The sequence below is a fragment of the Sphingomonas sp. HMP6 genome (assembly GCF_013374095.1).
Taxonomy (GTDB): domain Bacteria; phylum Pseudomonadota; class Alphaproteobacteria; order Sphingomonadales; family Sphingomonadaceae; genus Sphingomonas.
This window is the reverse complement of record NZ_AP022672.1, coordinates 3003846-3026112: the sequence shown is the minus strand read 5'-3', so window position 1 is coordinate 3026112 and position 22267 is coordinate 3003846. Positions and strand designations below refer to the sequence as shown.

The window sequence follows — 22267 nt, the reverse complement described above, 5'->3', positions numbered from 1 at the left end:
GCCCCGCCCCGCGCGCTCAGCCCAGAAAGGTGCTGAGCACGTCGGGATGGAACGCCCATCCCGCAAAGCCGCACAGCCCCATGAACAGCCCGAATGCGCCGAACACCCAACCGGCGACGAGCAAGGGAAAGCTCTCCGCCAGCGCAGCCACCGCCGCGACCGAAATTGCGGTCGACAGCGCGGCATCGCTCGCATCGAACTGATCGTCATGCACGTTGAGCGCGTCGTAGCGATCGGCAAAGCCTTGCGCCTGTTTCGCGAGCGCCGGTGCCTCTGCCCGGTATTTGGCGATCTCGCCATCGAGCCGGACGATCGCGACGCTTGCAGCGGCCTTCGCGCCGGGGGTCGCAGCGAGCACGACCATTTCGCCGCGCGCCGTCTCTGCAATGTGCAATTTGGTTCGCGTCGCTTGATACTCGCCCCAGCGATCGACCGAATCGGCCTTCGCCTGCGCCATGTTTTGGACGATGTTGCCGTCCTTGATATTGCCCAGCCCCATGACCACCGACAAGATCACGACGGTGACCGCGACCAGCCGGTTGAGGCGTTTGTCCTTGGCTTCGGCGCTGACTTCGATATCCATCGCGGCGGTTTACGCCCCAGCAGCATGCGCGGCGAGTGACGAGTTCGTCATCAAATATGCGTCGTCAGATATCCTGGGTGAGCCGCCCGTAGAGATCGGGCCGGCGATCGCGGAAAAAGCCGAACGCGGCGCGGTGGCGCTTGATCCGCTCGAGATCGAGCGTCGCGACGATCACGCCGGTTTCCTCGCGACCAAGCTCTGCCAGAATGTCGCCGCGTTCATCGGTGATGAAGCTGGTGCCGTAGAAGGTCTGGCCGTGTTCCACCCCGATCCGGTTCGCCGCCACGACCGGCACTACATTCGACACGGCATGCCCGACCATTGCGCGCCGCCACAGTCGCGCGGTGTCGAGCGAGGTGTCGTGCGGCTCGCTGCCGATCGCGGTCGGAAAAAACAACACGTCCGATCCCATCAGCATCAGCGCGCGCGCCGTCTCGGGATACCATTGGTCCCAGCACACGCCGACGCCGAGCGTCGTCGCATCCGGCCCCGGCCACACCTTGAACCCGGTATTGCCCGGCCGGAAATAGAATTTCTCTTCATAGCCCGGCCCATCGGGAATGTGGCTCTTGCGATACACGCCCAGTACCGCGCCATCAGGGCCGATCATCGCCAGCGAATTGTAATGGTGCGGGCCATCCGCCTCGAAGAAGCTGGTCGGGATCGTCACGTTCAGTTCAGCGGCAAGCTTCTGCATCGCCAGCACCGCCTTGTGCTGCCCGACCGGCTTAGCATTGGCGAAAAGCCCTTCATCCTCCACCCGGCAGAAATATTCGCCTTCGAACAGTTCTGGCGGCAGGATGACCTGCGCGCCCCTTCCTGCCGCCTCGCGCACCAGGTCGGTAACATTGGCGATGTTCGCGTCTATATCGGACGTGAAGGCGAGTTGCAGCGCGGCGACGGTAATCTGGGTCATGCCGCCTCATATCGTCTTTCACAGCTCAGTTTCAAACCCGGAGCCCGATCGATCGTTCAGGATAGCGATGACGGTACGGCACGCTTGACCGTCAACCCGCAACGGTTTATTGACATAGGTGTCAGTAAGGATCCGAGTCGATGGCAAAGCTTCCTCCCTTCCCCGGCACGAGCGGTCGTCGCGACTGGCGCACCGCGTTCGACGCGATTCGCATTCTGCTCGCCGATGGCGATGATACGACGCAGGTGTTCCGCATCATGCGCGCGCTCAACGTCGGCAATGCGCCGATGAACTACGCGCGACTGATCGCGACCTCGGAGGGCGGGCGGCTGGCGTGCGAACAGGTCGAACTGGCCGAGCGGTTCTCCGACCCCGCCTTCGTCGCGCGCTTCGCGCCCGGCACGGTCGGTGCGGCCTACCGCGATTTCCTCGCCACGACGGGCTATTCGGCCGATGGCCTGGTCGCAGTCAGCAAGGTCATCAGTGAGGATCAGGTGCAGCATCCCTACGCCTGGTTCGGACGGCGGGTGCGCGACACGCATGACATCTGGCACGTGCTGACCGGGTACAAGGCCGACGAATCGCTCGGCGAGGCGTGCCTTGTCGCGTTCAGCTATGCGCAGGTCGGCGGGCTCGGCTGGGCGTTCATCGGCGGTGCCGCGGCGCTCAAGAGCCTTGGCGTCACGCGCAATACGCTGTTCGCAAAGGCCGTGTGGGAGGGCTATCGAAATGGCCGCCGCGCAAAATGGATTTCGGGCGAGGATTATGAGGCGCTGCTCGCCGAACCGATCGATGTTGCGCGCGCGCGACTCGGCATCGTCACGCCGGTCGCCTATCTGAAGGCGCAGCGCGAACTCGGGCCGGAAATGGCCTCCTATCTCAGCAACCGCCGCGAGGCCGTTGCGGCGTAACGATTCGCGTAAATTGCGAAAGCTGCGCGACCCGGTAGAGCGGGCGTCATGCTCGCGCGCCTGATCCTCACCGATTTTCGCAACCATGCCGATCTGACGATTGCGCCGGGGCCGGGATTTGTTGTGCTGACCGGCGAGAATGGCGCGGGCAAGACCAATGTGCTGGAAGCGGTGTCGCTGCTCGCCCCTGGCCGGGGCTTGCGACGCGCGGCGCTGGGCGACATCGCGCGCCAGACCGGCCCCGGCGGCTTCGGCGTTGCCGCGGACCTGATCGGCGACGTCGCCATCGCGACCGGCACGCAAGCCGCCGCGCCCGAACGCCGCATCGTCCGCGTGCAAGGATCGGCGGTGGCGGCAACAGCGCTGGCCGAATGGCTGACCGTGCTATGGCTGACCCCGGCGATGGACCGGCTGTTCGTCGAGCCGGCGGGAGAACGCCGCCGCTTTCTCGACCGGCTGACGCTGGCCCTGTCCCCGGCCCATGCCGTCCACGCGAATCGCTACGAAGCCGCGATGCGCGCGCGCAACCGCTTGCTGGCGGAGGACGGCGCGCCAGACCGCGACTGGCTGTCCGCGCTCGAAGTGCAAATGGGCGAGCATGGCGCGGCGATCGATTCGGCGCGGCGAGAGTCGGTGGCGGCGCTGGCCGAGCGGTTGATCGAACAGCCCGACGGCCCGTTCGCCCGCGCCGGGCTTGCGCTGGAGGGATGGACCGGGGCGGGCGACACGCTTGCCGCCGACCTCGCCCGCAGCCGCGCGCGCGATGCAGCGGCCGGGCGTGCGCTGATCGGCCCGCATCGCAGCGATCTGGCGGTGACGCATCTCGGGAAAGGTCAGGCTGCCGGGCTGTGCTCGACCGGCGAGCAAAAGGCGCTGCTGCTCGGCCTGATCCTCGCCCATGCCGATCTGGTGGCGGAGCGCACCGACGCCGCGCCGGTGCTGCTGCTCGACGAGGTGGCGGCGCATCTCGACCCAGTCCGCCGCGCCGCGCTGTTCGATCGGCTGTCCGGCAAGGGGCAAGTGTGGATGACGGGAACCGAGGACGCACTGTTCGCCGATCTCGGCTCGGGCGCCCTCCGCCTGACGCTCGGCACCCGCTGAACAGAAGCTGTCGGCCGAACTCACCCGCCGTTCAATCGCGCGGGAGCAGTGCCATCCCATGGCGGGGGCCATGGAGACGACCGATGACCACATTCACCAAGACCATCCTTGCAGCGACCGCCGCCGCCATCGCGCTCGGCGCGACCGCCGCCAACGCGCAGGACCGCTACGACTGGCGCCCCGGCGACCGCGCCTATCGGCTCGAAGGGCGCGGTGTACCGGTGCTGTATCCCGAACTGCGCCGGTCCGAGCGTGGCCGCGCGTTCGTGATGCGCAATTTCGATTTCAATCGCGACGGTTTCATCAGCCCGCGCGAGGCGAATGCCGCCAATCGTGCCTTCGCTGCCGCCGCCGGGCCGCGCCGTGACCGCTTCGATTGGGCATCGCGCGATACGGTCGTCGTGGTCGACGATCGCGGCCCTGCCGCCGCACCTGCGCCCGGCACCTGGGATCGCGGTGCGATGCGCGGCTATGGCTTCCGCCAAACTGCGCGCGGCGCGACGATGCGGCTCGACGAAGATGTGCTGTTCGCCACCGACAGCGCGGTGCTGCGTCCCGGCGCGATCGACAAATTGCGCACCCTTGCGGACTATCTGCGCTCGGAATCGGGCGTGCGCGTCGCCATCGACGGCTATACCGACTCACGTGGGGCCGACGCGCACAACCAGGCGCTCTCCGAACGCCGCGCTGATGCGGTGCGCAGCGCTTTCGACCAGATGGGCGTGACGCGCGCCCGCTTCGCCGTTGTGGGGCATGGCGAGGCCAGCCCGGTCGCGTCCAATGCCACACCGCAAGGCATGCGCCAGAACCGCCGCGTCGAAGTGACTCTGCTCGGCCAGCGCGCCGATCGTTTCTCGCGCGCGAACTGACGAACGATGCGCGCGCCGGCGACCGTCGGCGCGCGCATCGCTATCTCCTTATTGAATCTGAAAGCTCTATCGCCGAAAGTACGGCATGAATCCGACGCACACTATACGGGCCGATCCGCAACAAAAGCTGGTCGACATCACCTTGGCGGGTTTGTTCGATGTGCCCCGGGTGATCCGACTCGCAGTCGAGGTAAAGGCCGCGATCGATAGCTTGGCGCTCGCGCGGCACGAGCATCTCACCTTGATCGACGTGTCCGATTTCAGTCTGCAATCGCAGGATGTCATCTCGGCATTGCAAAGCGCCTTCAGCAACCCGCGTTATGCCTCACGGCGGCTGGCGGTCATCACCGACAAATCGCTTTCTCCGATGCAGGTACAGCGCGTCTTGAAGCGCGACACCGTCCAGTGGTTCGACAACCGACGCGAGGCCGAAGTCTGGTTGCGCGCTGATCAGCCGACGCACAGCCCGTAATCGGCCGCGAGGCCGCACCGTGCCCGCCCCCGGGAGCGCCCATTTCGCTTCCGTTTTTCGCCCGCCGACCTTATATGCTCGACATGGCGACAAATCCCGAAAGCAATAACCCCAACACCCCGAACCAAGGCGACTACGGCGCCGATTCGATCAAGGTCCTCAAGGGCCTGGACGCGGTGCGCAAGCGCCCCGGCATGTACATTGGCGATACCGATGATGGCTCCGGCCTTCACCACATGGTGTTCGAAGTGTCCGACAATGCGATCGACGAAGCACTCGCCGGGCATTGCGACCGGATCGACATCACGCTGAACGCCGATGGCTCCGTCTCGGTCGAGGATAACGGCCGCGGCATCCCGACCGGCATCCACACCGAGGAAGGCGTGTCCGCCGCCGAGGTCATCATGACCCAGCTCCACGCCGGCGGTAAGTTCGAGAATACGTCGGACGACAACGCCTACAAGGTCTCAGGCGGCCTGCACGGCGTCGGCGTCTCGGTCGTCAACGCGCTCAGCGAATGGCTCGACCTGACGATCTTCCGCGACGAGCAGGAGCACTACATGCGCTTCGCGTTCGGCGATGCGGTGGCACCGCTCAAGATCGTCGGCCCGGCGCCCGGCAAGAAGGGCACGCGCGTCACCTTCTTCCCCTCGCCCGCCACCTTCAAGATTACCGAATTCGATTTCGACAAGCTCGAACATCGCTACCGCGAGCTCGCCTTCCTCAATTCGGGCGTGCGGTTGTATCTCAACGACGCGCGCCATGCCGATTTGAAGACGGTCGAACTCTATTATGAAGGCGGGATCGCCGCGTTCGTAAAGTATCTCGATCGCAACAAAGTGCCCTTGATGCCCGAGCCAGTCGCGATCAGCGGCACGCGCGACGACGTAACGATCGACGTCGCGCTGGAGTGGAACGACTCCTATTACGAAAACGTCCTCGCCTTCACCAACAACATCCCGCAGCGCGACGGTGGCACGCACATGGCGGCGTTCCGCGCCGCGATGACGCGCACGCTCAACAATTATGCCGAGAAATCGGGCATGTTGAAGAAGGAAAAGGTCACGCTGACCGGCGATGACATGCGCGAGGGGCTGACCGCGATCGTTTCGGTCAAGCTGCCCGACCCGAAGTTCAGCAGCCAGACCAAGGACAAGCTCGTCTCGTCCGAAGTGCGCCAGCCGCTCGAGTCGCTGATGGCTGACAAGCTTGCCGAATGGCTCGAGGAAAATCCCGCACACGGTAAATCGATCATCCTCAAGATCATCGACGCCGCCGCTGCGCGCGAAGCCGCCAAGAAGGCGCGCGAACTGACCCGGCGCAAGGGCGTGATGGACATCGCCTCGCTGCCCGGCAAGCTCGCCGACTGTCAGGAACGCGATCCCGCCAAGTCCGAACTGTTCCTGGTCGAGGGTGACTCGGCTGGTGGTTCGGCCAAGCAGGGGCGTGACCGCCATTTTCAGGCGATCCTGCCGTTGCGCGGCAAAATCCTCAACGTCGAGCGCGCGCGCTTCGACCGAATGTTGTCGTCGCGAGAAATCGGCACGCTCATTCAGGCAATGGGCACCGGCATCGGCCGTGACGATTTCAACGTGGAAAAGCTGCGTTACCACAAGATTGTCATCATGACCGACGCAGATGTCGACGGCGCGCATATTCGCACGCTGTTGCTGACCTTCTTCTACCGCCAGATGCCTGAAATCATCACCAATGGGCACCTCTACATCGCACAGCCACCGCTTTACAAAGCAACCCGCGGGCGCTCGGAAGTGTATCTCAAGGACGACGCGGCGCTCGACGAGTATCTGGTCGAGGCAGGCGTCGCGGGCACCGTGCTCGAAGGCGTGCAGGGCGGTTCGCGCTCTGGGCAGGACCTGCGCACCTTGGTCGACCATGCTCGGCGGATGCGCACGCTGATGCGCTACATCCCGCGCCGCTACGATCCGACGATCGTCGAGGCGCTGGCGATGGGCGGCGCGCTCGATCCGGCGCTCGATCTCGAAGCGCGCCGCGACGTCGTGGTGCAGGTCGTGCGCGGGCTCGATGCCGGTGATCCCGAGGCACGCTGGTCGGCTAGGCTTGCCGAGGACGGCGGCTTCCATGTCGAGCGCGTGTGGCGCGGCGTGACCGATCATCACATCATCGAGGGCGCGTTCCTCGGTTCGGCCGAAGCGCGCAAGCTGCACGGCCTCGCGGTCGAGCAGGGCGAAGCGTACGAACACACCGCGCGGATCGTCTCGTCCAAGGCGGCGGCAGCGGCGCAAGCCGAAGTCGATGCCGCCGACGACGAAGCGGCGGCGACCGAGGCACCGGCCCAGGCTCCCGTCGCCACCGCCGCGAAGGGGTCGACGATGGTCGCCCGCCCCTCGCAATTGCTCGACGCGATCCTGGCGGCAGGCCGCAAGGGCCTCGCGATCCAGCGCTACAAGGGCCTCGGCGAGATGAATGCCGAGCAATTGTGGGAGACGACGCTCGATCCGCAAGCGCGCTCGATGCTCCGCGTCGAGATCGAGCAGGCCGATGTCGCCGACGAGATCTTCACGCGGCTGATGGGCGATGTGGTCGAGCCGCGCCGCGAATTTATCCAAGAGAATGCGCTGAGCGTCGCCAATCTCGACGTCTGACGCGCCATTATGAGGGAGACGGGGATGCGTGGGTTTTTGACGGCTGCGGCGGCTGCCGCTTTGATCGCCACCGCTGCGGTGGCGGCAGGCGTTCCCGCCTCCAAGCATAGCCCCAAGGAGACCGCGCGCGCGGTGGCGGCGGGGCTGGCTAATCCCGCACGCGCCGATCAAGCGGGCGACGATGCCCGGCGCAAGGCGGCGGACGTGCTCGCATTCTCCGGCGTCGGTCCGGGCGACGAGGTGCTCGATTTCTTCCCAGGCGGCGGATATTGGACCCGGATCTTTTCGGGCGTGGTCGGCAAGACCGGCCATGTCTATGCGATCTGGCCCGCTGCTGGCGCCAAATATGCGACCAAGGCGCTCCCCGCGCTCGAAGCGCTGCACCTGCCGAACGTCTCCGTCAAAGTGCTGGATGCCGGCATCATCGCCGCGGCGGAACCGGTCGACATCGTCTGGACCGTCCAAAACTATCACGACGTTAACAATGCGGGCGGCGAGGCGTCGATCGACGCGATGAACGCGGCCGTGCTGAAAGTGCTGAAGCCCGGCGGCAGCTATATCGTCATCGACCACGCTGATCCCGGCAGCGGCCTCGCCAGCACCGCGACGACGCACCGGATTGACCCCGCCACCGTCAAGGCCGAGGTGATCCGCGCCGGCTTCGAATTCGTCGGCGAAAGCACTGCGCTCGCCAATCCGGCGGACGACCACAAGGCCAATGTCTTCGACCCCGCGATCCGCGGTCGCACCGACCAATTCGTCTATAAATTCCGCAAACCGCGCTAGGCGGGCTGTCAGCCGAGCGCAGCGCGCAGCGTCGCGCGCACGCCAGACTGCGCGCCCGCACCGCTGCTGCCATATTCGACGCTCGACTGCAGGCTTTGCGCCATCGCGCGGATCAGCTTGGTGCCCACCCCCGTGCCGCGCGGTGCCGCGTCGGCCACCATGCCGATGCCATCATCCTCCACCGCAAGCCGAAAATAGGCGTCGCCATCGTCGACCAGCGACACCCGGACTTCGCCGCCGCAACGGTCGCTACCCGTGCCGGGATAGGCATATTTGCAGGCGTTACTGACCAATTCGGTAACGATGACCCCCAGCGAAACCGCGCGATCGGTCGATAGCCGAATCGGATCAGCGGCCAGCCGCAACATCCGCGGTGCCGTCGGCGTCGACCAGGTCTCGCCCAGTTCCTCGACCAGGGCACCGAGATATTCCCGCATATCCACCTGATCGACATGGTTGCTGGTGTACAGCCGCCGGTGGACTTGCGCGATCGCGGCAATGCGACGCTGGGTATCGTCCAGCGCCAGCCGCGCATCGGCATTGTCGAGCGCGGTGGATTGCATCCGGACCATTGCCGAAACGATCTGCAAACTGTTGGCGACGCGGTGGTTGACCTCGCTCAGCAGCGCCTCGAGCCGGGCATTGCTGGCGCGAAGCTGATCTTCGACCGCGGCCTTGTCGCGCTCGAGCGCGCTGCGTTCGAGCACTTGCGCAAACGCGCTGGCGAGCAAGTCGAAAAAGTCGCTACCGATCGATTTGACCACATAGTCCGCAGCCCCGGCCTTCAACGCGGCGACCGCAATTCGCCCCTCCTCCGAGCCTGTGACATAGACGACCGGCGGCACATCGGGCAGCGCGCGCAACTGCTGGAGCGTCTCCAGACCGTCCATCCCCGGCATATAATGGTCGACCGCGATCAGATCGAACGCGCGCGCGCTGGCCAACGCGACGCCCTCGGCACCGCCTTCGGCAACGGTCACTTCAAAGCCGTGCCGCGCGAGTGTGCGCGCCGCCAGCCGCCGCAGGCCCGCGTCATCGTCGATATAGAGAACCGTGGTCACGCCGACGCTTACCCCTCTGGCTCCATATCCGGGACCTGAATAACCGACAGAAACAGCCCAAGCTGCCGGATTGCCTGCGCAAAACTCTCATAATTGACTGGCTTGGTGATATAGACGTTGCAACCGAGATCGTAGCAGCGCTGGATCTCGACCTTGTCGTCGGTTGTCGTCAGCACGACCACCGGGGTGCGGCGCAGCGGTCCGTCCGCCGCCTTGATCTTGGTCAGAATGTCGGTGCCGCTCATGTCGGGCAAATTGAGATCGAGCAGGACCAGCGCCGGGCCGTTGCGCTGCGGACCATCTGCTGCGTTGAACAGATAGTCGAGCGCCGTCGTGCCGTCGGTGAAATGCGTGATGTGGTTGCTGATGCCGGCACGACGGATGTTCTTTTCGATCAGGCGCGCATGGCCCTCATCATCCTCGATCATCACAATGCTGACGGTCTTGTGGTCGGTCATTTCGCTTTCCCCGAAGTCTCTGCAACTGCTGCGTCGGTCAAGGTTACAGGCAGCGTCAGGCGAAAAGTCGCGCCCTGGCCGAGTTCTGACGCGACATCGATAACCCCGCCCAGCCGATACGCCAAGGTGCGGACATGCGCGAGTCCGATCCCCTCACCCGGCTGATCCTAATTGCCCGAGCGGCGGAACAGGTCGAAGACGCGGGCGTGATCGCTGGCGGCGATGCCGCGGCCATTGTCCTCGACCTCGAAGGTCACACGCGCGCCACTCCGCTCTCCGCGCACCACGATCTGTCCGACGCGCTTCGGATCGAGATATTTGACGGCATTCTCGATCAGGTTCGAGAAGATTTGCTCGGTGGCGAGCCGGTCGCTGACGATGTTCGGCAGCGGCCGCTTGACCGTGATCGAAGCGCCGCGCCGCGCCAGTTGCTGGTTCAGGCTGGCGGTGATCCCGTCGACCATCGCGGTCATGTCGATCGGGACGGGCGCGATCACGCGGCGACCCTCGCGCGACAGCTTGAGAATCGCATTGATCAGCCGGTCCATCTTCTGCGTCGAACTGCGGATGAAGCCGATCGCCTCGGGCAGATCCTCGCGCACCGCCAGGCGGGCTTCTTCGGTGACGATTGCGGGGGCGTGCTCCTCCGCCCGGTCGATCAGGTCGGTCAGCGCGGCGGTCGCGCCTTCCAGTTCGGCGGTGAAACCCATCACGTTGACGAGTGGGCTGCGCAGGTCGTGGCTGACAATATAGGCGAAGCGCTGAATCTCGTCATTCGCACGCGTCAGGTCGGCAGTGCGTTCGCCGACCTGCTCCTCCAGCGTGTCGGCGAAATCGCGCAGGGTATCGCGCGAATGGGCCAGATCGCGCGTGTAGCGCAGGATTGTCGCCAGCGTCATCACCGCCACCAACACGAGCAACAGCCCGGCAATGGCGAGCGTGGCGTAGAACACCCGCACGCTCGCCTGCTGTTCGGCATTGCGAACCGCGAGCAGGCGCTGTTCCTCGGCAACCATCACCCTCGCGATATCACGCACCGCGCGCATCCGGCGGGCGCTGGTCTCGGTCACGAACATGGCCAAAGCGGTGTCGCGGTCCCCCCGCATCGCGACCGCGATCGTGCGATCGCGCTGTCGCGTCAAATCGTCGGTCAGTGCACGCAGCGTTGCCAGGCGGCGCTGTTGCACGGGATTGTCGGCGGTCAGCGCAGTAAGGCGCGCGATCAGTGTCGGCAGACCCGCCATGCCGGTACGATAGGTATCGAGATAGATCCGCTCACCCGTCAGCAGGAACCCGCGCCGCGTCGTCTCGCTCTGCTCGATCGCGATGCGGGTGCGGTCGATCGCCAGTTCGACCTCATAAGTGTGGTTGACGGCGCGGGTATGCGTTTCGTTACGCGTGGTCGACCAGGCGGCAGCAATCCCGGCGGCGACCAATGCCGCGAACCCCAGTGCCATCGCAGCGGCCAAAAAGCGGCCCATCCGCCCTTCGCCGACGCCGAAACCAAGGATCAGGGGTGCGGCCATCAAATGGTCCTTACGCAGCGACAACGACAATGGCCAGCGGCGCCATATTGACTTCGATCAAGCCTTAACAGGCCTATGCAGCGCCCGAAGCGCTGCGCCGCGCGCGTTCGGTTTCGGCAGTGAAGCGCACATCCTCATCGCGATCGCCGAGCATGATCGCCAGCGAGTCGTCACTGATTTCCGTCCAGTCCTTGCCCCGATCGGGGCCCGGCCGGATCACGCGCGGGAGCAGCCCGGGGACTCTGGACCAGGCTAGCAATTGCTCCAGACCGACCGCGTTGAGCATGTCGCGCAAGTGAAAGGCGGTAACATAGGCATCGGGGAAAGCGCGGTGCGCGGGTAGGCCGCGTTCATGCTCCAGCCCCGCGGGCTTGCGCCAATAGCGCAGCATCTGGTTGGAGAAAGCGGGCGTGTCGGGCCACAGCCGAAGCGCGCATTTCCATGTGCAAATCCACGGCGCATCGCGCGTCAGCGCAGGCGTGCAGAACTTCTCCTCATAGGCCGAACGATGCGCAGCGAGTGCGACACGTTTCGGATATGGGTCGAGCACACCGCGCGCGACATCGTGCCACAGCGGCGCGTCGGCAACCTGTTCGTCGAGGATATGATGGATCGTTTGCGTCAGCGGCGGGATCGGGCGGCCGGGGTTTACGAGCCGAGCCCCGCCCTCGCCCTCGATCTCCCACCGCCCGTCCTTGCCGAGCGCGACGTCCTGCCAGCCAATTTCGCAGACGCCGTGGACGGGAGGCGCTTCGCCGGTCGTCTCAAGGTCGATGACGCGGATGATCTGGGGGGCGGGTGGGGGCATTAGCGACACATGGCGCGGGTTGGTGCAGATTGCGAGGGCGTTGAAGGAAGAGGTTCACGCGAAGGCGCGAAGAGAAGGAAAGGCCGCGAAGCGCCAAGACAATGTGATCGAGCATTTCCGCCAGTTAAGGCCGCTGAGCGGCAAACGTCGTCCTCTTCGCGACCTTATCTTCTCTTCGCGCCTTCGCGTGAACCCCTTCTTACTTCTACTCAGTGCGCCGCTTGCTCCCCGCGCACCAAGCCGCTCTGTGCAAGCTGATCGTCGATCATCGCCAGCAACCGGTCGAGCCCGGCCTGGTCCTTCGCCTCGGCGCGCGCGACGAGCACGTCCTGCGTGTTCGACGCGCGCAGCAACCACCAGCCGTCGGGCGTGTTGACCCGCGCGCCGTCGGTGCGGTTGACGTCGGCACCCGCCGCTTCGAGCCGTTCGAGCACTTCCTCGACCACCGCGAATTTACGACTCTCATCGACCTGAAAACGCATCTCGGGCGTGTTGACCAAAGCCGGCATCGCGCCACGCAATTCGGTGATCGACTTGCCAATCATGTGCGCGGCGCGGATCAGCCGTACCGCCGCATAATGCGCGTCGTCGAACCCGTAAAACTCATGCGCGAAGAAGATATGGCCGCTCATCTCGCCGGCCAGCGGGCTGTTGTTTTCCTTCATCTTCATCTTGATCAGGCTGTGCCCGGTCTTCCACATCAACGGATCGCCGCCGAGCTCGCGCACGCGGTCGAACAGCATCTGGCTCGCCTTCACGTCCGCGATGATCGTCGCGCCGGGCAGTTCCTTCAGCACAGGCTCCGCCAAAATGGACAAAATCTGATCGCCCCAGATGACCCGGCCTTGCCCGTCGATCGCGCCGATCCGGTCGCCATCGCCATCGAAAGCCAGTCCGAAATCGAGCTGCTTCTCGGCGACCAGTGCCTTCAGATCGGCAAGGTTCTTTTCCTCGGTGGGATCAGGGTGATGGTTGGGAAAATTGCCGTCGACATCGGTGAACAGCAAATGATGCTCACCCGGCAGGAGCTTGACCAGCTTCTCGATGATCGGGCCCGACACGCCATTGCCCGCGTCCCAGCCGATCTTGTAGCTGCCACCGGCATAGCCCGCGACGAGGCGACCAACGTAATCGTCCTCGATATCGGCGGTCGAAACCGTGCCGAAATCTTCCGCCTCCGGCGTCTCCCAATCGCCGTCCGCCGCCATGCGGCCGAGCTCCTGGATATCGGCCCCGAAAAACGGCTTGTGCTGCAGCACCATCTTGAAGCCGTTATACTCGGCGGGATTATGGCTGCCGGTTATCTCGATGCCGCCATCCACTTCTAGCGTGGCTTCGGCATAATAGAGCATCGGCGTCGGTCCCATGCCGATCCGCACGACATCGACGCCGACCGCCGTCAGCCCGCCGATCAGCGCCGTCTCGAGCTCGGGCGAGGACAGCCTTCCATCATAGCCGACCGCGACGCGTGTGCCGCCGGCACGCCGCACGCGCGTGCCGAAGCCGCGCCCGATCGCATCGGCATCGGCTGTGCCCAGCGTCTTCCCGACGATCCCGCGAATGTCATATTCACGTAGCGATGTAGGGTTGAAAGTATGCGTCATCGGGTCGGCTCCTGGCTAGTCGTTGGATGCCCAATCGGTGAGCGGTACGAAAGTTCAATGACGGTTCAGAGACTAAGGCCGCAACAACAGGTCCCGTGCGGCATTGATGCGGCGCGTCAGGTCGGCCGAACCGCCTTTATCGGGATGAACCGCCGACACCAGCCGCCGGTGTGCGGCGCGGATCGCCGCGGCATCGGCCGCGGCATCGACCCCGAGCACCGCGCGCGCCTCCACCTCATCCAGCCGCAACGCCGGCTTGGGTCGCGGCCGCAGCACCAGCCACAGGCCGACCAGCACCGCCGCGACGAGCAGCACCTTGATCATCAGGCGAGCCTTACCTTCATGCGAAGATTGGCTGAACGGGCTCGGGCAGTGCCAGCGCGCCCATCATCTCGCGCAATTCCTGGCGCGCGGCGACATGCGCGAGGCCCATCGCGCCGAATTCGCCCGAATCGAGCATCGTCAGACCAGACGGAAACAGCTCGCGGTAGATGACGCGCTCGCCCAGGCCCGGCACGATCCGAAACCCGACCCGCTTGGCAAGCTGGTCGAGCGCTTCCGACACACGCCGCATGTTGCGCGCCTCGATGTGTTGGACGCGGTTGCGCAGCACGACCCAATCGATCGTCGAGCCATCGGCCTTGGCGCGAACCTTGCGCGCTTCCCAGATCAGCTCGGCATAGAAGCTCGGGCGCGTGACCTTGTAGGTTTCGGGGTCGACTTGGCCGATCAGATCGAAATCGACGAAACTGTCGTTCATCGGCGTTACCAGCGTATCCGCGCGGCTCGCCGCCATGCGCGCGAAGCGGTCGTCGCGGCCGGGCGTGTCGATCACCAGGAAATCGGCATCAACGGACAGCGCATCCATGCTTTCGGTAAAGCGCGCCAGGCTTTCGCCATCGTGCGTGGCGTGGCGCGGCGTCGGCAGTTCGCGCCCGGTGCGCTTCACAGTCTGCGCGCGATTGTCGAAATACCGCCCCATCGTGCGCTGTCGATGGTCGAGATCGAAGGCGGACACCCGCGCACCGCGCGCGGCAAGCGCGATCGCCACGTGTACCGCGGTCGTGGATTTGCCGGTGCCGCCCTTCTCGTTGGCGAAAACGATGATGTGTGGTTTTCGCGCAGCAGTCGCCAACGTGGTCGCTTCCCGTCTTGTTCGGTTTGGTTCCGCCTCCTAGAAGGCCCGCCCCATCCTTGTCGCCCTGTCCTTATCGAAGGCCCCACGCCTGTGCAAACCATCCGTACCCTCGAAGCGCTCCGTTCCGGGATTGCCGAATTTCGCGACGCCGAAAACGGGGGCGGTGCAGCGATCGCGTTGGTGCCGACGATGGGCGCGCTGCACGCCGGGCACATCGCGCTGATCGAGGCGGCCAAGCGGCCGGGGCGCAAGGTCGTGGCGTCGATCTTCGTCAATCCCAAGCAATTCGGCCCGAACGAGGATCTCTCGCGCTATCCGCGCAAGGAAACCGCCGATCTGGCGATGCTGAAGGCGGCTGGCTGCGATCTCGTCTGGCTGCCGCCGGTCGAGGCGATGTATCCCGCCGATTTCGCCACCAATATCTCGGTTTCTGGCATCAGCGACGGGCTCGACGGCGCGGCGCGACCCGGCCATTTCGACGGGGTCGCGACGGTGGTGGCCAAGCTGTTCAATCAGGTCCGGCCAGATCTGGCGTTGTTCGGCGAGAAGGATTTTCAGCAGCTCGCCGTTATCCGCCGGATGGTCGCCGATCTCGATTTCGGAATCGAGATCCAGGGCGTCCCGACACAGCGCGACGATGACGGCCTCGCGTTGTCCTCGCGCAACGTCTACCTCGACGCCGAACAGCGGGCGGCCGCCGTCGCCCTGCCCCGCGCGCTTGGCGTGGCCGCGAAGGCAATTACGCGCGGCGACGATCCGGAAACGGCGCTCGATGCGGCACGCGACACGCTCACCGCCGCCGGGTTCGCGGTCGATTATGTCGAACTGGTCGATGCCGAAACGCTGACGCCGGGCAGCGACGCCCGCCGTGAGCGGCGGCTGCTGGCGGCAGCCAGATTGGGCAACACCCGGCTGATCGACAATCTCGCCGTCCTCCCTGCGGAAGATGCCTAATCGGCCGTTAACCTTTCGTTGATCCTTCCTTGGCAGGGTGCAGCCTAGCGGAATGGTTAACGAGGGTTGAGAACATGGGCACGAGCCTGAAGAACGCACGGTTCCTGATCGAAAGTCGGCTCGCCGATGCGGCACGCGGCGATCCCGACGCCTGTTACGATCTCGGCATGGTCTATTCGAGCGGCTCGGCTGGGGTCGGCGTCGACCTGATCGAAGCGCACAAATGGTTCAACCTGGCGGCCGTCGCCGGCAGCGAAGCGGCCAAGGATTGCCGCCGCGACATCGCCGAGGACATGAGCGCGCGGGAAATCGCCACCGCCCAGGCCGCAGCGCGCGCCTTCCTCGTCAGCACGCAGCGCCGCGCGGCCTGATCCTCTCGCCTCGACGCGCCCCCGACCTCCGTTCGGGCTGAGCCAGTCGAAGCCTCTTCTCGCTCGCGACCGCGCATAGGCGCCACGCTGCCCTTCGACACGCTCCGGGCGAACGCGACTGGGTTATGCGTCTGCCGTCACCTTCTTGGCAGGGGCTTTCCTCGCTGCGGGCTTTTTTGCCGCCGACTTAGTTGCAGCCTCCTTCGTCGCAGGCGCCTTCTTCGTAGCGGCCTTCATCGTAGCGGCCTTCTTCGCGGGCGCCTTTTTGGCCGCCGCTTTCTTCTTGCCCTTGGCCGGCGGTGCCGCCGCCGCACGCGCGTCAATCAGTTGCGCCGCTTCCTCAAGCGTCAGCGCATCCTTCTCGATCGATTTTGGCAGAGTCGCATTGGTCGTCCCGTCGGTGACGTACGCGCCATAGCGCCCCTCCATCAGCTTGATCTCGGCTTCGCTACGCGGATGCAGCCCCAGCACCTTGAGCGGGGCCTGTGCGCCGCGTTGCGGACGTCCGCCGCCCGCCGCCGCCTCCGCCAGCTTCACGACTGCGGCGTTCATGCCCGTTTCGAACACATCGGCCGTCGAGGTCAGCCGCGCATATTTGCCGGCATGCTTCAGATACGGGCCATAGCGGCCGATCGCCGCCGTGATCGGCTCGCCGGTTTCAGGATGCGTGCCGATCGTGCGCGGCAGCGACAGCAGCTTCAACGCCCAGGCGAGATCGAGCTCGCCGATATCCTTCGGGATCGACGCCATCTTGCGCGTCTCGCCCTCGCCGATCTGGATATAGGGTCCGAACCGCCCGGATTTGCGCTCGACCGGCAGACCGGTTTCGGGATCGTTGCCGAGCGCCTCCGGCCCCGTGTCGGTGCCTTCCTCATCCCCACCCGGCTGGCCGAAGCGGCGGGTATATTTGCACTCAGGATAGTTGGAGCACGCGACGAATGCGCCGAACTTGCCCCCGCGCAGCGCAAGCTGGCCCGCGCCGCACTTCGGACACAGCCGCGGATCGCCGCCATCGGCCATTGGAGGAAAGAGGTACGGCGCGAGGAATTTATCGAGCTCGGCCGTAACTTCGGAGGGCTTTTGTTCCATTACCTCGGTGGTGCGCGGCTTGAAATCCTTCCAGAACGCTTCCAACACCGCCTGCCATTCAGCCCGCCCACCGGATACCTCGTCGAGCTCATCCTCAAGCCCCGAGGTGAAGTCGTAACTCACATAGCGCTCGAAAAAGCGCTCGAGGAACGCCGTCACCAGACGCCCTGATTCCTCGGCGAAGAAGCGGTTCTTCTCGACCCGAACGTATTCGCGGTCCTTCAGTGTCTTGATGATCGAGGCATAGGTCGACGGACGCCCAATCCCGAGTTCTTCCAAGCGCTTGACCAGTGAGGCTTCAGAAAAGCGCGGCGGTGGTTGCGTGAAATGCTGCTCCGCGGTGACGCCCTTCTTAGCGGGCGCATCGCCCTCGCGCAGCCGCGGCAGGCGGCGCGCATCCTCGTCCTGCGTGTCGTCCGAACCTTCTTCGTAGAGAGCGAGATAGCCGGGAAACAACACGACCTGCCCGGTCGCGCGCAGGCCGGTCTGGCCCGATCCGTCGAGCATCTCGACCGTGGTACGCTCCATCCGCGCCGACGCCATCTGGCTCGCCAGCGCGCGCTTCCAGATCAGATCATAAAGCCGCGCATGATCACCGCCACCGGCCTTGTCCTTGCCAAAATCGGTCGGGCGGATCGCTTCATGCGCTTCCTGCGCATTCTTGGCCTTAGTCTGATAGACGCGCGGCTTGTCAGGGACATAGCTCGCATCATAGCGATTGGCGACGGCAAGCCGCGCGGCAGAGATCGCGCTCGAATCCATCTGCACGCCGTCGGTGCGCATATAGGTGATCGAGCCGTCCTCATAGAGGCCCTGCGCGATCCGCATCGTGTGATCGGCCGAGAACCCGAGCTTCCGCGACGCCTCCTGCTGGAGCGTTGAGGTCGTGAACGGCGGCGGCGGGTTGCGCGTCGCCGGTTTGACCTCGACCGACTGAACGCTGAAGCGCCCGTCCTCGACCGCCTTCTTGGCGCGCTGCGCGGTGCCCTCTTCGCCGATCGACAGGCGATCGAGCTTCTTGCCCTCGAAGGTCACGAGCCGCGCCTGGAACGGCGTGCCGTCCTGCTCCATGTCGGCGGTGACCGACCAATATTCCTGCGCGCGAAACGCTTCGATCTCGCGCTCGCGGCTGACGATAATGCGCAGCGCGACCGATTGCACGCGCCCCGCCGATTTCGCGCCGGGCAGCTTGCGCCACAGCACCGGCGACAGCGTGAAGCCGACGAGATAATCGAGCGCACGGCGCGCGCGATAGGCGTCGATCAGATCGGTATCGAGCTCGCGCGGATGCTTCATCGCCTCGGTCACCGTCGCCTTGGTGATCGCGTTGAAGGTGACGCGCTGCACGTCCTTGGGCAGCGCCTTGCGGTTGCGCAGCACCTCCTGCACGTGCCAGCTGATCGCCTCGCCCTCGCGATCGGGATCGGTCGCGAGGATCAGACGGTCGGCCTGCTTGGCGAGATCAGTGATCGCCTTGAGCTGCTTGGCCTTGTCGGCGTAATTTTCCCATTCCATCGCAAACCCTTCGTCGGGGTTCACCGATCCATCCTTGGGCGGAAGATCGCGGACATGGCCGTAGGAGGCCAGCACGCGGTAATCGCTGCCGAGATATTTCTCGATGGTTTTTGCCTTGGCGGGCGATTCGACGATGACAAGCTGCATGGGGAGAAGGCGTCCTTACGTGTACGCGCGAGGGTGGCGGGGTCCGGGGCTGCTCGTCAAGCACACCTTTAGGCTACGCGAAAGTGTCGGCCAGCGTATCGAGCTTGGGACAAAGCAAACCGTATGTTGCGGCCGCGGCGAGCCACGACGCGACCGATGCAACAGACATCGTGAAATATGTCGCTAGCAAAACGGCGATATCCATCGTGTCGGTTTCATTTCCCCGAAGAAGTCCGGACAGAAAGCCTCCGCCGAATGACGTTATTGCCATCGGAGTCCAAAATACGAGCAGCAACACGGAGAGCGGCCACACCAGCGGTGCACTCACGACCCAGCTCCGTCGCATCGCGGCTATAACGCCATCGCGCTCGACCAGTAGGATCGGACCGGCAACCAACCAGCGTGCCGCTAAGTAGAGGCCCGGCACGATCGCGAGCACCAATCCGGCGAGCACGCCGATCGAGCCAACGATCCCCAACAGAAAGAAACCCGCTACACGCGGCGTGAGCGGCTCCGCAACGAACCGCTGTGTCGCAAGGCGAGTTACCAAAACTTGCGCGGCGAAGACCGCCAGATTGCCGATCAGCATCGACGCTTGCGGGGACGCAAAGCGATCGAGCAGCGCGTTTCCGATCGTCAGCGTGCCAATAACGCCGAACGCTAGTCCCGCATTGTCCCGCGCGGTCACGCCGAACGAACTTATGAGCGTACTGAATCCCATCTCGCGGGTCATGCCAGCGCCACCCGACCCCCAGCGTGCCGTTCAAGCCGTCCGGCCAGCTCCAGCTCCAGCAACACCGTCTGCACGATCGCCGGCGCGTGACCCGACTGCCGGATCAATTCGTCGATCGCGACCGGCACCGGGCCGAGCAGGTCGATCACGTCGCGGCGTTCGGCGTCGCTCGCGTCTTCGGGCGGTGGACCGTCGAACCGCCCGCCGGGTGATCGCACCATCCGGCCATCAATCGGGCGCACCGTCTCGAGCACGTCGGCGGCGGATTGCACCAGCGTCGCGCCGTCGCGGATCAGGCCGTTGCAGCCTTGTGCGCGTGGGTCGAGCGGGCTGCCGGGGACCGCCATCACCTCGCGCCCCATTTCACCCGCCAGCCGCGCGGTAATCAACGAACCTGATTTGGGCGCAGCCTCGACCACCACGGTGCCAAGCGACAGCCCGGCGATGATCCGGTTGCGATACGGAAAGTGGCGCGCGCGGGGTTCGGTGCCGGGCGGCTGTTCGGCAATCAGCAGCCCCTGGGTCGCGATCCGCTCCTGCAGCGCGGCATTCTCGGGCGGATAGACGACATCGATCCCGCCGGCGATCACCGCGATCGTGCCGGTTTCGATCGATCCGACATGCGCGGCGGTATCGACCCCGCGCGCCAGGCCGGAAACGACCGCCACGTCCTCGCGCCCGAGCTCGGCCGCCAATTGCCGCGCGAACCGACACGCCGCCGCCGAGGCATTACGCGCGCCGACCATCGCGATCGTCGTCCGCGCCATCAGCTCGGCGCGTCCGCGCAGCATCACGACCGGCGGTGCGTCGTCGAGTTCGGCAAGCAGCGCGGGATAATCGGGATCGCCCAAAAACAGGTGCCGCGCGCCGAGCCGCGCGATTTGCGCCAGCTCACGTTCGGCAAGCGCCGTCGGCGCAACCGCGGGCGCTTTCCCGCCGCCCCGCGCGGCAAGCTGTGGCAGCGCTTCGATTGCCGCCGCCGCGGTGCCAAAACGCGCAATTAGCTGGGCATAGGTGACGGGCCCGATCTGTACCGTGCGAATCAGCCGCAGGCGCGCGACCGCCGCTGCGTCAGGCATCGGCGCGCTTGCCCCCGCTGCGGCCGACCCGCGGCTCGGCCCCGCTCAACAAGCGCTCGATATTCTCGCGATGCTTCCACACGACCAGAAGTGCCAGACCCATCAGCGGCAGCACCAGATCGAATATGGTGAAATAGGCGGCGCTGAGCGGCGCGCTGACCGCCGCGGTCATGCCGGCGAGTGACGAAATGCGGAAGATCAGCAGCAGGCCGAGCCATACCACGGCATAGACCAGCCCGATCGGCCAATAGAGCGCCAGCACGATTCCAAGCATCGTCGCCACGCCCTTGCCGCCGCGAAACCGCAGCCAGACGGGATAGAGGTGCCCCAGGAAAACCGCGGCCGCGGCCATCACGGCGGTGCCGCCGAAATAGCGTTCGGCGATCCACACGGCCGCGAAGCCCTTTAGCGCATCGAGGATCAACGTTGCCGCCGCCAGCCCCTTGCGCCCGGTGCGCAGCACATTGGTCGCGCCGATATTGCCCGATCCGATCTGGCGCAAATCCCCGGCGCCCGCCGCGCGCGTCAGCAAGACCCCGAACGGGATCGACCCGAGCAGATAGCCGACGATCAGCGCCAATGCCGGATATTGCCACAGATGATCAGTCGGCACGGTGTCGAAATCCCCCCAAGCACACTGAACATAGCGCCACCGTCGGGCAACCGCCACATCCTTGATCAAGCCCCCGATTTGTCAAAACCCCTCGCCACGCTATGGCACTTGGCATGGATATGCGGCCCGTTCTGTTCTTTGATTCCGGGGTCGGCGGGCTGTCGGTGCTCGCCGCCGCACGCGCGCTGCTGCCGCAGATGCCGGTGGTCTATGTCGCCGATTCGGCGGGCTTCCCTTATGGTACCAAGAGCGAGGCCGAAATCGCGGCGCGCGTGCCCGCCTTGCTCGGGCGACTGGCGGAGCGCTATCGCCCGCGCCTGATCGTGATCGCGTGCAACACCGCCTCGACCATCGCCCTCGCGGCGGTGCGGAGCGCGCTCGATCTGCCCGTGGTCGGCACGGTCCCGGCGATCAAGCCTGCTGCGCTGGTAAGCAAGACGCGCGTGATCGGCGTGCTCGGCACCGACGCAACGGTGCGCCAGCCGTATGTCGACGATCTTGCCCGGCGCTTCGCCGGGGACTGTACCGTGCTGCGCCACGGATCATCCGAGCTGGTCGAGCTGGCCGAAGCGAAACTGCACGGGCAACCGACCGATCCGGCGCGCTATGCCGCGATCCTCGACGGTCTGTTCGGGCAAGACGGCGGCGCGCGAATCGACACGATCGTCAATGCCTGCACGCATTTCCCGCTGGTCGCGGAGGAACTCGCCGCCGCAGCCCCGCATCCGGTGACTTTCGTGGATGGCAGCGCGGGGATCGCTCGGCGAATCGCCTTCCTGACCGCGGGACAGGACTGGCCGGAGACTCCGGGCGACGGGCGCGCGGTTTTCACGGCGCGCGATGCGAAATCCGACGCGCTGGCCCCAGCGCTGGAGCGCTTCGGCCTGACGCGGGGTGAGACATTATGAC

21 protein-coding genes and 1 pseudogene are annotated in these 22267 nt (G+C 65.4%); 9 read left to right on the top strand and 13 right to left on the bottom strand.

Going from position 1 to position 22267, the window contains the following annotated elements; translation table 11 throughout:
- Nucleotides 1–16 precede the first annotated feature (16 nt).
- Together HMP06_RS14760 and aguB are read right to left on the bottom strand one after the other, a co-directional pair.
- The gene (locus HMP06_RS14760; protein WP_176497755.1) at nucleotides 17–583 is read right to left on the bottom strand and encodes a DUF4337 domain-containing protein; all 567 of its coding nucleotides are present in this window, start codon (nucleotides 581–583) and stop codon (nucleotides 17–19) included.
- Between the two features lie 64 nt (nucleotides 584–647).
- Complete coding sequence (aguB, locus tag HMP06_RS14755; protein ID WP_176497754.1) at nucleotides 648–1499, bottom strand: N-carbamoylputrescine amidase; 852 nt, start codon at nucleotides 1497–1499, stop codon at nucleotides 648–650.
- Between the two features lie 140 nt (nucleotides 1500–1639).
- Between aguB and HMP06_RS14750 the strand changes: the two genes are divergently transcribed.
- From HMP06_RS14750 to HMP06_RS14725, 6 genes are all read left to right on the top strand, one after another.
- Nucleotides 1640–2410: a Coq4 family protein gene (locus HMP06_RS14750; RefSeq protein WP_176497753.1), complete on the top strand. Its 771-nt coding sequence runs from the start codon at nucleotides 1640–1642 to the stop codon at nucleotides 2408–2410.
- A gap of 48 nt (nucleotides 2411–2458) precedes the next feature.
- Nucleotides 2459–3511 (top strand): DNA replication/repair protein RecF, encoded by a 1053-nt coding sequence (recF, locus tag HMP06_RS14745; protein ID WP_176497752.1) that lies wholly within the window; start codon nucleotides 2459–2461, stop codon nucleotides 3509–3511.
- 83 nt (nucleotides 3512–3594) lie between these two features.
- Nucleotides 3595–4380, top strand: a complete 786-nt coding sequence (locus tag HMP06_RS14740) for an OmpA family protein (RefSeq protein ID WP_176497751.1) — start codon at nucleotides 3595–3597, stop codon at nucleotides 4378–4380.
- Between the two features lie 85 nt (nucleotides 4381–4465).
- Nucleotides 4466–4852 (top strand): hypothetical protein, encoded by a 387-nt coding sequence (locus HMP06_RS14735; RefSeq protein WP_176497750.1) that lies wholly within the window; start codon nucleotides 4466–4468, stop codon nucleotides 4850–4852.
- Between the two features lie 83 nt (nucleotides 4853–4935).
- Complete coding sequence (gene gyrB / locus HMP06_RS14730; protein WP_176497749.1) at nucleotides 4936–7476, top strand: DNA topoisomerase (ATP-hydrolyzing) subunit B; 2541 nt, start codon at nucleotides 4936–4938, stop codon at nucleotides 7474–7476.
- Nucleotides 7477–7500: 24 nt separating this feature from the next.
- The gene (locus HMP06_RS14725; RefSeq protein ID WP_176497748.1) at nucleotides 7501–8262 is read left to right on the top strand and encodes a class I SAM-dependent methyltransferase; all 762 of its coding nucleotides are present in this window, start codon (nucleotides 7501–7503) and stop codon (nucleotides 8260–8262) included.
- A gap of 8 nt (nucleotides 8263–8270) precedes the next feature.
- Here HMP06_RS14725 and HMP06_RS14720 read toward each other — a convergent pair whose 3' ends face one another.
- The 7 genes and pseudogenes from HMP06_RS14720 to HMP06_RS14690 all read right to left on the bottom strand — a co-directional run bounded on the left by HMP06_RS14720 (nucleotide 8271) and on the right by HMP06_RS14690 (nucleotide 14854).
- Nucleotides 8271–9323 (bottom strand): sensor histidine kinase, encoded by a 1053-nt coding sequence (locus tag HMP06_RS14720; protein WP_176497747.1) that lies wholly within the window; start codon nucleotides 9321–9323, stop codon nucleotides 8271–8273.
- A gap of 8 nt (nucleotides 9324–9331) precedes the next feature.
- Nucleotides 9332–9781 (bottom strand): response regulator, encoded by a 450-nt coding sequence (locus HMP06_RS14715; RefSeq protein WP_176497746.1) that lies wholly within the window; start codon nucleotides 9779–9781, stop codon nucleotides 9332–9334.
- Nucleotides 9778–11238: pseudogene (locus HMP06_RS14710) on the bottom strand (sensor histidine kinase). The gene HMP06_RS14715 and the pseudogene HMP06_RS14710 overlap by 4 nt, the downstream one beginning before the upstream one ends.
- Before the next feature lie 142 nt (nucleotides 11239–11380).
- Nucleotides 11381–12115 carry a 3'-5' exonuclease gene (locus tag HMP06_RS14705; RefSeq protein WP_176497745.1) on the bottom strand — a complete coding sequence of 245 codons (735 nt, stop codon included), beginning with the start codon at nucleotides 12113–12115 and terminating at the stop codon, nucleotides 11381–11383.
- 209 nt (nucleotides 12116–12324) lie between these two features.
- Entirely contained in the window at nucleotides 12325–13719 is a 1395-nt protein-coding gene (pgmG, locus tag HMP06_RS14700) for a phosphoglucomutase/phosphomannomutase PgmG (RefSeq protein WP_176497744.1), read from the bottom strand.
- Between the two features lie 72 nt (nucleotides 13720–13791).
- On the bottom strand, nucleotides 13792–14043 hold the full coding sequence (locus HMP06_RS14695) for a DnaJ domain-containing protein (protein ID WP_176497743.1): 252 nt from the start codon (nucleotides 14041–14043) through the stop codon (nucleotides 13792–13794).
- A 16-nt stretch (nucleotides 14044–14059) separates the two neighbouring features.
- Entirely contained in the window at nucleotides 14060–14854 is a 795-nt protein-coding gene (locus HMP06_RS14690; RefSeq protein ID WP_176497742.1) for a division plane positioning ATPase MipZ, read from the bottom strand.
- Nucleotides 14855–14947: 93 nt separating this feature from the next.
- Here HMP06_RS14690 and panC point away from each other — a divergent pair, with 93 nt between their 5' ends.
- Together panC and HMP06_RS14680 are read left to right on the top strand one after the other, a co-directional pair.
- The gene (panC, locus tag HMP06_RS14685) at nucleotides 14948–15811 is read left to right on the top strand and encodes a pantoate--beta-alanine ligase (protein ID WP_176497741.1); all 864 of its coding nucleotides are present in this window, start codon (nucleotides 14948–14950) and stop codon (nucleotides 15809–15811) included.
- 74 nt (nucleotides 15812–15885) lie between these two features.
- On the top strand, nucleotides 15886–16182 hold the full coding sequence (locus HMP06_RS14680; protein ID WP_176497740.1) for an SEL1-like repeat protein: 297 nt from the start codon (nucleotides 15886–15888) through the stop codon (nucleotides 16180–16182).
- Nucleotides 16183–16305: 123 nt separating this feature from the next.
- On the opposite strand, the gene topA is transcribed toward HMP06_RS14680, so the two are convergent.
- From topA to plsY, 4 genes are all read right to left on the bottom strand, one after another.
- The gene (gene topA, locus HMP06_RS14675) at nucleotides 16306–18933 is read right to left on the bottom strand and encodes a type I DNA topoisomerase (protein ID WP_176497739.1); all 2628 of its coding nucleotides are present in this window, start codon (nucleotides 18931–18933) and stop codon (nucleotides 16306–16308) included.
- Between the two features lie 73 nt (nucleotides 18934–19006).
- Nucleotides 19007–19666, bottom strand: a complete 660-nt coding sequence (locus HMP06_RS14670) for a hypothetical protein (RefSeq protein WP_176497738.1) — start codon at nucleotides 19664–19666, stop codon at nucleotides 19007–19009.
- Nucleotides 19663–20745 (bottom strand): DNA-processing protein DprA, encoded by a 1083-nt coding sequence (gene dprA / locus HMP06_RS14665; RefSeq protein WP_176497737.1) that lies wholly within the window; start codon nucleotides 20743–20745, stop codon nucleotides 19663–19665. Before dprA ends, HMP06_RS14670 begins: the two co-directional genes overlap by 4 nt.
- Complete coding sequence (plsY, locus tag HMP06_RS14660) at nucleotides 20738–21358, bottom strand: glycerol-3-phosphate 1-O-acyltransferase PlsY (RefSeq protein ID WP_176498575.1); 621 nt, start codon at nucleotides 21356–21358, stop codon at nucleotides 20738–20740. Before plsY ends, dprA begins: the two co-directional genes overlap by 8 nt.
- Nucleotides 21359–21471: 113 nt before the next feature.
- Here plsY and murI point away from each other — a divergent pair, with 113 nt between their 5' ends.
- Nucleotides 21472–22266, top strand: a complete 795-nt coding sequence (gene murI, locus HMP06_RS14655; RefSeq protein WP_176497736.1) for a glutamate racemase — start codon at nucleotides 21472–21474, stop codon at nucleotides 22264–22266.
- Nucleotide 22267: the final 1 nt, after the last annotated feature.

Bases quoted from the DNA above. Each gene is read 5' to 3' on its own strand.
- HMP06_RS14760 (WP_176497755.1), bottom strand. From the start codon at position 583: ATGGATATCGAAGTCAGCGCCGAAGCCAAGGACAAACGCCTCAACCGG.
- aguB (WP_176497754.1), bottom strand. From the start codon at position 1,499: ATGACCCAGATTACCGTCGCCGCGCTGCAACTCGCCTTCACGTCCGAT.
- HMP06_RS14750 (WP_176497753.1), top strand. From the start codon at position 1,640: ATGGCAAAGCTTCCTCCCTTCCCCGGCACGAGCGGTCGTCGCGACTGG.
- recF (WP_176497752.1), top strand. From the start codon at position 2,459: ATGCTCGCGCGCCTGATCCTCACCGATTTTCGCAACCATGCCGATCTG.
- HMP06_RS14740 (WP_176497751.1), top strand. From the start codon at position 3,595: ATGACCACATTCACCAAGACCATCCTTGCAGCGACCGCCGCCGCCATC.
- HMP06_RS14735 (WP_176497750.1), top strand. From the start codon at position 4,466: ATGAATCCGACGCACACTATACGGGCCGATCCGCAACAAAAGCTGGTC.
- gyrB (WP_176497749.1), top strand. From the start codon at position 4,936: ATGGCGACAAATCCCGAAAGCAATAACCCCAACACCCCGAACCAAGGC.
- HMP06_RS14725 (WP_176497748.1), top strand. From the start codon at position 7,501: ATGCGTGGGTTTTTGACGGCTGCGGCGGCTGCCGCTTTGATCGCCACC.
- HMP06_RS14715 (WP_176497746.1), bottom strand. From the start codon at position 9,781: ATGACCGACCACAAGACCGTCAGCATTGTGATGATCGAGGATGATGAG.
- HMP06_RS14705 (WP_176497745.1), bottom strand. From the start codon at position 12,115: ATGCCCCCACCCGCCCCCCAGATCATCCGCGTCATCGACCTTGAGACG.
- pgmG (WP_176497744.1), bottom strand. From the start codon at position 13,719: ATGACGCATACTTTCAACCCTACATCGCTACGTGAATATGACATTCGC.
- HMP06_RS14695 (WP_176497743.1), bottom strand. From the start codon at position 14,043: ATGATCAAGGTGCTGCTCGTCGCGGCGGTGCTGGTCGGCCTGTGGCTG.
- HMP06_RS14680 (WP_176497740.1), top strand. From the start codon at position 15,886: ATGGGCACGAGCCTGAAGAACGCACGGTTCCTGATCGAAAGTCGGCTC.
- topA (WP_176497739.1), bottom strand. From the start codon at position 18,933: ATGCAGCTTGTCATCGTCGAATCGCCCGCCAAGGCAAAAACCATCGAG.
- HMP06_RS14670 (WP_176497738.1), bottom strand. From the start codon at position 19,666: ATGACCCGCGAGATGGGATTCAGTACGCTCATAAGTTCGTTCGGCGTG.
- dprA (WP_176497737.1), bottom strand. From the start codon at position 20,745: ATGCCTGACGCAGCGGCGGTCGCGCGCCTGCGGCTGATTCGCACGGTA.
- murI (WP_176497736.1), top strand. From the start codon at position 21,472: ATGGATATGCGGCCCGTTCTGTTCTTTGATTCCGGGGTCGGCGGGCTG.